The organism is Methylosinus sp. shoA (assembly GCF_059718125.1).
In genome coordinates, this window is the sequence record NZ_AP046091.1 from 3,161,307 (window position 1) to 3,170,923 (window position 9,617).

The 9,617-nt window shown below is 66.0% G+C and carries 9 protein-coding genes; all 9 read left to right on the forward strand.

The window, feature by feature from the left end; translation table 11 throughout:
- Positions 1 to 154 precede the first annotated feature (154 nt).
- The 9 genes from AC6IW9_RS14455 (at position 155) to AC6IW9_RS14495 (ending at position 9,598) form a co-directional block, all read left to right on the forward strand.
- Positions 155 to 553, forward strand: a complete 399-nt coding sequence (locus tag AC6IW9_RS14455) for a FecR/PupR family sigma factor regulator (RefSeq protein WP_497764570.1) — start codon at positions 155 to 157, stop codon at positions 551 to 553.
- A gap of 203 nt (positions 554 to 756) precedes the next feature.
- Positions 757 to 2,508: a ShlB/FhaC/HecB family hemolysin secretion/activation protein gene (locus tag AC6IW9_RS14460; RefSeq protein WP_497764571.1), complete on the forward strand. Its 1,752-nt coding sequence runs from the start codon at positions 757 to 759 to the stop codon at positions 2,506 to 2,508.
- A complete protein-coding gene (locus tag AC6IW9_RS14465; protein ID WP_497764573.1) occupies positions 2,508 to 4,379 on the forward strand; it encodes a DUF2341 domain-containing protein in 1,872 nt (623 codons plus the stop codon). Before AC6IW9_RS14460 ends, AC6IW9_RS14465 begins: the two co-directional genes overlap by 1 nt.
- A gap of 5 nt (positions 4,380 to 4,384) precedes the next feature.
- Positions 4,385 to 4,789 carry an ExbD/TolR family protein gene (locus AC6IW9_RS14470; protein WP_003609740.1) on the forward strand — a complete coding sequence of 135 codons (405 nt, stop codon included), beginning with the start codon at positions 4,385 to 4,387 and terminating at the stop codon, positions 4,787 to 4,789.
- Positions 4,790 to 4,829: 40 nt separating this feature from the next.
- Positions 4,830 to 5,567, forward strand: coding sequence for an energy transducer TonB family protein (locus AC6IW9_RS14475; protein ID WP_497764574.1), 738 nt, complete (start codon positions 4,830 to 4,832; stop codon positions 5,565 to 5,567).
- A gap of 71 nt (positions 5,568 to 5,638) precedes the next feature.
- Positions 5,639 to 7,495 carry a putative porin gene (locus tag AC6IW9_RS14480; protein ID WP_497764577.1) on the forward strand — a complete coding sequence of 619 codons (1,857 nt, stop codon included), beginning with the start codon at positions 5,639 to 5,641 and terminating at the stop codon, positions 7,493 to 7,495.
- Between the two features lie 2 nt (positions 7,496 to 7,497).
- Entirely contained in the window at positions 7,498 to 8,094 is a 597-nt protein-coding gene (locus AC6IW9_RS14485; RefSeq protein WP_497764580.1) for a hypothetical protein, read from the forward strand.
- Complete coding sequence (locus AC6IW9_RS14490) at positions 8,091 to 9,095, forward strand: peptidylprolyl isomerase (RefSeq protein ID WP_497764581.1); 1,005 nt, start codon at positions 8,091 to 8,093, stop codon at positions 9,093 to 9,095. The genes AC6IW9_RS14485 and AC6IW9_RS14490 overlap by 4 nt, the downstream gene beginning before the upstream one ends.
- A gap of 20 nt (positions 9,096 to 9,115) precedes the next feature.
- A complete protein-coding gene (locus AC6IW9_RS14495; RefSeq protein WP_497764582.1) occupies positions 9,116 to 9,598 on the forward strand; it encodes a YbjN domain-containing protein in 483 nt (160 codons plus the stop codon).
- Positions 9,599 to 9,617: the final 19 nt, after the last annotated feature.

Here is a 9,617-nt window from a genome sequence, read left to right on the forward strand (position 1 = left end):
AGGCGCCGATCGTCTAACCATGTGTAGATCGGCGGCATGGGATTGCGTCGCGGCCGTGCGCGTCGCGGCGGCCCCTTTCTCGTGCGTTTCGCCGAGCGCCGACGGAGCGGGCGAGCGAATGGGGCGGAGGCGCATCCGGGGCGCGGAAATGGACATGGGCCGGGAAAATCGCCAAGATTCTGAGGCTCGCCCTTTCTCGGAGGATCGCGAAGCCGCCGATTCTCCCTGCGAGCCTCGACAGCTCCTCGACGACGCCCTGAATTGGATCGTGCGGCTGAAATCAGGCGAGGCGACCGAGGCGGATCTGGGCGCGCTGAGGCGCTGGCGCGACGGAAGCCCTCGTCGCGAGGAGGCGTTCCGCGACGCGGCCCGCCTGTGGCGCCGCATTCGAGCGGCGGCGCGGGAGCTCGCCGACGAGGCGCAGGCCGAAACGGCGATCGCGCCGCTCGAGGCGCTCGGACGCCGCTGGAGGTGGCGCCGCGCTTTGTCGTCTCTTCGCTCGTCATTCGACGCATTGGCCGCCGACGCGCGCGCCGGCAAACGCCGGCGGTGACGCGCGTCCCGTGAGACGCCCGTCTCCCTCCCGTCGGCGACCGTCCCCTGCGCGTCCAAAAAATTTTTCGATGTCTGTGACGATTTTTTTTCGGGTCGGCTCTCGCCGGGTCGTCTTCAGAGAGAGGACGTTTGTTTTATCGTCGCTTCGAGCTCGGTTCGACCGTTCGGAGCGGCGTTTCGCCGTGTGGTGTGAGAGGCAGGATGGTTCTGTCCAAGGGTGAGGCGGGAGCCCGCAGATGCTTGCGGCTCCACGGCGATTTCGACTGTTCCGCCGTCGCCGTTCTCGTGGCTTGCGGCGCTTTGACGGCGGCCGCTCCGGCATGGTCGGCGAGCGCCTCGAAAGCGGGGGAAGGCGCCGTGGCCGATGACGCCGGAAAACCCTCCGCCGCCGCCAAATCGGCCGCGAGCAAGCCGGCGCCCCCGGCGCGCTTCGACATCGACGATTTCGCGGTGGAAGGCGCCGACCGTCTGACGCAGGTCGAGGTCGAGGAGGCGATCTATCCCTTCCTCGGGCCGGGCCGCACCGCCGAGGATGTCGAGAAGGCCCGCGCCGCGCTGGAGAAGGCCTATCACGACAAGGGCTTTCAGACCGTCGGCGTCTCCGTCCCGCAGCAGAGCGTGAAGGGCGGCGTCGTCGTTCTCAAGGTCGCGGAGCTGAAGGTCGGCCGGCTGCGCGTGAAGAACGCGCGCTATTTTGATATCGACAAGATCAAAGAGCGAGCGTCGTCGCTGAAGGAGGGGACCGTCCCGAATTTCGGCGAGGTGACGAAGGACATCGTCGCGCTCAATCAATGGCCCGACAGGCGGGTGACGCCCTCGCTGCGGGCCGGCGTCGCGCCGGGCACGGTGGACGTCGATCTCACCGTCGAAGACAAGCTTCCCGTCCATGCGAATGTCGAGCTCAACAACCGGCGCTCGCCCAATACGTCGGCTCTGCGGGTCGTCGGAACCGTGCGCTACGACAATCTCTGGCAGCTCGGCCACTCGCTGAGCTTCACCTATCAGGTCGCTCCCGAGCGGCGCTCGGACGCGGAGGTCTTCTCCGCCTCCTATCTCGCGCGCATTCCGGACGTCGAGTGGCTGTCGGTGCTCGTCTACGGCCTCACCTCGAAGAGCGATGTGGCGACCATCGGCGGCGTCAATGTCGTCGGCCCGGGCGAGACGATCGGAACGCGCGCCGTGATGGCGCTGCCGTCGATCGAGAATTTATATCACTCCTTGTCGCTCGGGCTCGACTACAAGCATTATGGCGAGGTCGTAAGGCTCGGAACCGACGTCACCTCGTCGCCGATCACCTATTATCCGCTGGTCGTGACTTATGGCGGCGCCTATCAGACCGAGGATTTCACCACTCAGCTCAGCGCCTCGCTCACCTTGAACACGCGGACGCCGAGCAGCGCCCAGAACGCTTTCGACAATAAGCGCGCCTATGCGTCGGGACGCTTCGCCCATTTCAATCTCGACGTCTCGCATCTGCAGGAATTGCCCGCCGGCTTCGAGGCCTATGGCCGGTTCGTCGGCCAGATCTCCGACGGCCCGCTGGTGTCGAGCGAGCAGATCAGCGTGGGCGGCCTCGACAGCGTCAGGGGCTATCTCGAATCCGAGGTCCTCGGCGACAATGGCGCGATCGGCAATTTCGAGCTGCGCAGCCCCGACGTCGGCGAGATGCTGCAGGACGCCGTGAAGCGCGAGGCGGGGGAGGGCGAGCCGCCGATCGCGATCTTCAATGGTTGGCGGTTGTTCGGCTTCGTCGACAAGGGCGTCGCCGAGGTCCTGCACCCGCTCGCCGAGCAGCAGGCGCATTTCAATCTCTGGAGCTACGGCTTCGGCACGCGCGTCAAGCTGCTCGACCATTTGAGCGGCATGTTCGTCTATTCGACGCCGATGAGCCGCCAAGCCTATACGCAGGCGAGAGAGCCGCGGCTGAATTTTCGTGTCTGGGGTGAATTCTGATGACGATGCGAACCGAACCGCGCCTCTCCCGCTATGCGCGCGCCGCGGCGCGGCGGATGCTCCCGCTGCTCGCGATGCTGACCTTGTGCTCGTCCTCCGCCATGGCCTGGTGGAACGACGAATGGGAGATGCGCAAGAAGATCACCATCGACGCCAGCGCGGCGGGCGCCAATATCACCGATCCGATCGGTCCGGCGCCCGTGCTGGTGCGGCTGCACATGGGCAATTTCCGCTTCTCCTCGGCGAAGGAGGACGGCAGCGACATTCGCTTCGTCGCCGGCGACGACAAGACGCCGCTCAAATACCATGTCGAGAAATTCGATTCTCTGCTCGGCGAGGCGCTGGTCTGGGTCGGCGCCAATGTCCAGGCGGGCGGCAAGACCGACATCTGGCTCTATTACGGCAATAAGAAAGCCGTCGCCGCTCCCGACGCGAAAGGAACCTATGATCCGGACGCGTCTCTCGTCTATCATTTCGCCGAGCGCGGAACGCCGGCGACGGACTCGACCGTGTGGGCGCATAATGCGGCGAGCATCGGCCAGATGGCCGACGGCGCGATCATCGGCTCCGGCCTCAGGCTCGACGGCCATGGGTCCTTCACTCTTCCGGCCTCGCCGACCATGGCGGTTCCCGCCGGCTCCGCCTTCAGCCTCTCGCTCTGGGCGAAGCCGGTCGCGCAGACGCCCAATGCGGTGCTCTACAGCCGCCGCGACGGCGCCGACTCTCTGATCGTCGGGCTCGACAATGGCGCGCCCTTCGTCGAAGTGACCAACGCCGGCGTGGTCAGCCGCAGCGCCGCGGGCGCTCCGGTGGCCGTCAACGCCTGGCGTCACATCGCCGTCGTCGCCGACGCTGGTCATGTCACGCTCTATGTCGACGGCGCCGTCTATGCGAAGATCGACGCGGTTCTCCCGTCGCTGCAGAGCGCCGCTGCGCTCGGTCCCGAGACCGACGCCGCGACGCCGGGATTCGTCGGCGACATCGACGAAATGCAGATGGCGAAAGTCGCGCGTTCGGCGGGCTTCCTCAAATTCGCGGCGATCAGCCAGGGCTCCGATCCGTCGAAACTCGTCTCCTTCAGCGTCGACGAGGAGGCGGCGTCCTGGTCGTCCGGCTATCTCGCGGTGATCCTGCGCTCGGTCACGCTCGACGGCTGGATCGTGATCGGCCTGCTGATGATCATGGCGGCGATCAGCTGGATGGTGATGATCGACCGCACCTCCTATGTGAATCGCCAGGCCAAGGCCAATGAGCAATTCATCAAGAGCTTTCGTGAGATCGCGACCGATCTGACGGCGCTCGATCACGGCGACGAGGAGACTCTCGGCACATTCGGCGGACGCATCAGCGAAGCCGAGGCCGAGATGATGCGCCTCTCCGCCCTCTATCGCATCTATCACATCGGCGCCTCGGAGATCGCGCGCCGCTTCGCGGCGGCGGGCGGGCGGCCGACGGTTCTGTCGGGCGCCACGATCGCGGCGATCCGCGCCGCGCTCGACAGCGGCGTCGTCAAGGAAACGCAGCAGCTCAACCGAATGATGGTGGTGCTGACGATCGCCATTTCCGGCGGGCCGTTCCTCGGCCTGCTCGGCACGGTGGTCGGCGTGATGATCACCTTCGCCGCGATCGCGGCGAGCGGCGATGTGAACGTCAACGCCATCGCGCCGGGCATCGCCGCGGCGCTGGTCGCGACGGTCGCGGGCCTCGGCGTCGCCATCCCGGCCTTGTTCGGCTATAATTATCTCATCTCCCGCATCAAGGATCTGACCAGCGAGATCCACGTCTTCGTCGACGAGTTCGTGACGAAGATGGCCGAAGCCTATTCCGAGCGCCGCGGCGGTCTCGCCGAGCGGCCGGCGGCAGGGGAGTAAGCGCGATGAAGGCGCAGGACGACGGCAAGCCGTACGACGACATCAACATCACGCCGATGCTCGATCTCGCCTATGTGCTGCTGGTGATCTTCATCATCATGACGACGGCGACCGTGCAGGGACAGAAAGTCAACCTGCCCAAGGCCTCGGCGGCGCCGAGCCTCGCGACGCAGACGACGAAGGCGATCACCGTCGGCGCCGACGGCAAGATCTTCCTCGATACGATTCCCGTCACGCTGCCCGAGCTCGAGCAGCGGCTCATCCAGCAGAAGGCGCTGACGCCGGATTTTCCGATCGTGCTGCGCGGCGACGCACAGGCGCAATATCAAAGCGTCATCAACGTGCTCGATCTTCTCTCGCGCATCGGCCTCGCGCAGGTCGGTCTCGCCACCAAGCCGCTCGTCAAATGAGTCGCCGTCGGCCCGGCGCCGATACTGCGGGGACGCATCGATGAAATCGCCGATCGGTCCGAAACATCAGCATGCGCGCGCGCCGTCGCGGCGCGCGCCGCGCGCGCGCGGCTGGCTCCAGCGCTACCGAGCGGCGATCGTCGTCGGCGGCGTGACATTGACGATCGGCGGCGTCGTCGTCGCGCTGACGCGGCATGACGATCTTCCGCCGGCGAAGCAGGTTCACGAGCTGACCGTCATCAGCCTTCCGCCGCCGCCCCCTCCGCCGCCGCCGGATCAAAAGGTCATCGAGGAGACGAAGCTCGAGGAGCCACAGCCGGAGTTTCAGGAGCAGAAGCCGATCGAGGAGCCGAAGGCCGATCCGGTCAAGGACGCCAAGGCCGACGAGCCGCCGGGTCCGCTGTCGCTCGATGCGAAAGGGCAGGGTCCCGGCGATTCCTTCGGCCTCGGCGGCAAGCCGGGCGGAAGCGCTTATGGCGGCGGGGGCGGCGGCGGCGGCGGATGGGGCTGGTACGCCTCGATCGTGCAATCGCAGCTGCGCTCCGCGCTCGAGCAGAACAAGAAGACGCGCAAGGCCAAGATGCGCGGCAACATCCGGCTGTGGGCGGATCAGACGGGGCGCGTGATCCGCGTGCAGCTCGCCGGCTCGACCGGCGATCCAGAGCTCGACGCGGCGCTGCGCAACGAGGTGTTCGGCAATCTGACGCTGCGCGAGCCGCCGCCGAAGGGAATGCCGATGCCGATCATCATCCGCATCACGGAGCAGCGTCCGGGTTGACGGCTGGGACGGCGAGAAATGCAAATCGATTGGCCACGACCAATGGTGGCCGGAGCGGGCTGGGGAGTTCGATGTTCGAGAGAAAATCAGCTGTGCGTCGCGGGTCGCTGCGCATCGCCGCGTCACTGTCGGCGCTGATCTGCGCGGCGCCGGCTTTCGCGCAGGGCGCCTCGGAGGCGGTAGATTCGGTGGACGTCGGCAAGACGGCGGAGTCGACGCGGCCGAAGGTCTCGAAGGCGCGGGCGATCTCCCCCAATGCGACGATCAATCTCGTCAATCTTCTCGTGAAGCAGGGCGTGATCACCGAGGAGCAGGCCCGTTCGCTCATCGATCAGGCCGAGAAGGAGGCCTATGTCCAGCGCCAGGCGACGAAGGACGCGACCGCCAAGGCCGGCGACGCCGCCAAGGCGGCCGCCGCGGCGAGCGCCGCCGCCTCGCCGCCCGGCGTCAAGCATGTGACCTATGTGCCGGAGATCGTGAAGCGGCAATTGCGCGAGGACATCAAGAAGGAAGTGATGGCTCAGGCCGAGAAGGAGAATTGGGCGTCTCCGGGCAAGTTCCCGGAATGGGCGACGCGCATCCGCTTCTACGGCGACATGCGCGTGCGCTATCGCGGCGTGTTCTATCCGTCCGGCAACGATCAGATCAACGCCGTCGATTTCAACGCCATCAACACCGGCGCGCCCTATGACACGAGTCAGAGCTATGCTTATTACTGGCCGACTCTCAATGTGACGCAGAACCGCAATCAGTTCCGCTTCCGCGCCCGCTTCGGCGCGCTCGTCGATTTCAGCGACGGCTTCATGGCCGGCTTTCGTTTTGCCGGCGGCGAGAACAATTCGCCGGTGTCGCAGAACCAGACCTTCGGCTTCAACGGCGGAAATTTCGTCAAATATTCGCTGTGGATCGATCGCGCCTATCTGCGCTATCAGCCGGCCGAGCAGCTCTCCGTCACCGCCGGGCGAATGGATAATCCGTTCTGGTCGCCGACCAATCTCGTCTGGTATCGCGACATCGGCTTCGACGGCTTCGCGGCGCAAGGCAGATATGATGTGGCGGAAGACGTCGCCGTCTTCGCGTCCGGCGGCGCCTTTCCGCTCTTCAACACCGATCTCAACGCCGGCATCAATCTTCCGGCCTATGACCAGGGTCCGCCCACCAAGCTCCCGAGCCATGACAGATGGCTGTTCGCGGGCCAGATCGGCGTCGCCGCGCGCATCGATCCCGAATATTCGTTCAAGCTCGCCGCCACCTATTATGACTTCAGCAATGTGCAGGGGCAGGTGTCGAGCCCCTGCGTGGTGGTCGGCGCCGCGGATGTGTGCAGCACCGACATGGCGCGTCCGGGCTTCGCGCAGCGCGGCAACACTTATATGCCGCTGCGCTCGATCATCGCCGATGCGTCGAATAATTTCGGGGCGCTGCACCAGTTTCAATATTTCGGACTGTTGCAGCAGTTCCGTCCGGTGGTCGCCGCCGGCCAGCTCGATATCGCGTCCTTCGATCCGATCCATGTGATCCTGGACGGCGAATATATCGTCAACACCGCCTTCAGCCGCAGTCCGGCGCTGCAGAGGCTCGCCGTCAATAATTTCCAGGCGACGACGACGGGCGGCGTCGGAGCGCTCGGAAGCGGCGACATGGGCTATCTGGCGAGCGCCACGATCGGACGGCCGGAGATGCGGCATCTGTGGGATTGGAACGTTTTCGCGGGCTACAAATATCTGCAGTCGGACGCGACCGTCGACGCTTTCGTCGACAACGAGTTCGGGCTCGGCGGCACGAATCAGAAGGGCTATTTCGTCGGCGGCAATCTCGGCGTCGGCGAGAATGTGTGGCTCGCGCTACGCTGGATGAGCTCCGACAGTATCGCCGGCGCGCGCTACGCCGCCGACATCCTACATCTCGATCTCCAAGGAAAGTTCTGATCATGCGCGTCGGAACGCTCGCCCTCGCGCTGTCTTTCGCCTTTCCGCCGCTCCTTCCTGCGGCGAGCGCCGATTCGGAGGCGGACCGCCTCCGCGAGGCCTTGCGCGGCGCGATCACGCAGCAGCGCGCGCTCGAGGATCAGCGCGCCGCGCTGCAAGCGAAACTCACGGAAGCCGAGAGCGCGCGCGCGCGGCTCGAGGGGCAGATCAAAGCGGCGAAGGCCGAGGTCAAGCAGGCCGAGAAGGCGCATCGCGAGGCGGTGGAGGAATTCAATCAGCGCCTCGCCGAGCGCGATCAGACCTTGGAGAAGTGGAAAGTCGCCTACGAAGAAGCCGCCGACGTCGCGCGCGCGAAGGACGCGGAGCGCGCGAAATTCGAAACGCAGTCGGCGAGCCTCAAGGCGAATCTCAAGACCTGCAAAGCGAGGAATGCGGAGCTCGCCAAGATCGGTCGCGAGCTGCTGCAGCATTACGAGGCGGCGAATTTCGCCGATCTCGCTCTGGCGAGCGAGCCGCTCGGCGGCGTGCGCCGCGTCGAGATCCAAAATCTGCTGCAGGATTACAGCGACAAGATCCTCGATCAGAAGGTGACGCCATGAACATCGTGACGATAAGGTCCGCGATCCTTTCCCGAGCGCTTCGCGCTCTCGCGATCGGAGCGGCGGTCTCGTCGCCCGTCAGCGCCATGGCGCAGTCGCAACCTCCGGCGCCGAAGCCGAAACCCGCGCCGCAGGTGTCGGCGATCAAGCCGCAAGCGCCGGCGGCGGCCGCGGCGGTCAAGGCGAACGACGACGTCGTCGCTCATGTCGGCGGAACGAACATCACGGCAGCGCAGCTGCGCGCCTATGTCGAGGCGCTCGGCGCGCGCGAGCAGGCGGCCATCACTAAGGAGCCGGGCTTGCTCAACCAGGCCGTGCGGCTGATGCTCAACGAGCGTGTCGTGCTGCAGGAGGCGCTCGCCAAGAAATGGGATCAGCAGCCCAAGGTGGCGGCGCAGCTCGAGCAGATGCGCGAGCGCGCGCTCGTCGAGCTCTATCTGCAATCGGTCTCCGTTCCGCCCGCAGGCTATCCGAGCGACGAGGAGCTGCAGAAGGCCTATGACGCCAATCGCAGCGCCTTCGTGGTTCCGCGTCAATTCCAGCTCGGCCATGTTTTTGTCCAGTCGCCGAAGGACGCCGGCCGCGCGACGGAGGATAAAGCGAAGAAGACGCTCGAGGAGATTCAGCGCAAGCTGAAATCGGGCGCCGATTTCGCCGCCGTCGCGCGAACGGACAGCGAGGGCAAGGACGGCGGCGAGCTCGGCTGGCTCGCGGAAGGCCAGATCCGCCCCGAGATTCGCGCGCGTGTGATGGGCCTCGCCAAAGGCGCGGTGTCGGAGCCGATACAGCTCGACGACGGCTGGCACATCGTCAAGCTGCTCGACACCAAGGCGTCCTCCACCCGCCCGCTTTCGGAAGCGCGCGACCAGCTCGCGCAGCAGATGCGCGTCGAGCGCGCGGCCTTGCTGCGCCGGGCCTATGTCGCGGAGCTCGTCAAGCGCAATCCGCCCGTCGTCAACGAGATCGCGCTATCGAATATTCTCGACGGCGTTCGCAAGTAAGCCGCGCACGAAAGACCCCCATGTCGGATTCCCTCATCGCTTCATTGTCGCTCGACGAGCTGCGCGAGCTCCTGCAACAGGCCGGCTATCGCGTCGAGACGGCGACCGATCCCGTCGCGGCGGCTCCTTATCTACGCTCGGCGACGAGCGGGCTTTCTTTCGACATTCGGCCTGGCAGCCGCCTCGCGGGCGAGGGCGAAGCGCGCTTCGCCGATATCGCTTTCGTCTGCGTGCTGCAGATCGCCGGCGAGCCGCCGGCGGAACTGATCAACGGCTGGAACGTCGCGCGCCGCTTCGCGCGGCTTCAGCGCGACGGCTCCTTCGTCGCGCTCTGCATGGACGTCTCGACGGTCGGCGGCGTGACGCAGGCGCATCTGCGCGCCCAGATCGAGATTTGGGACCGCCTCGTTCAGGACCTCGTCGTCTATCTGCGCGAAGGTCTGCGCCGGCCGGCGGCCGCGACCGAAGCGTCTCCTCCCGCCGCGCCGGCTCCGGCCCCATGACGATTTTTGAAGCACGGAT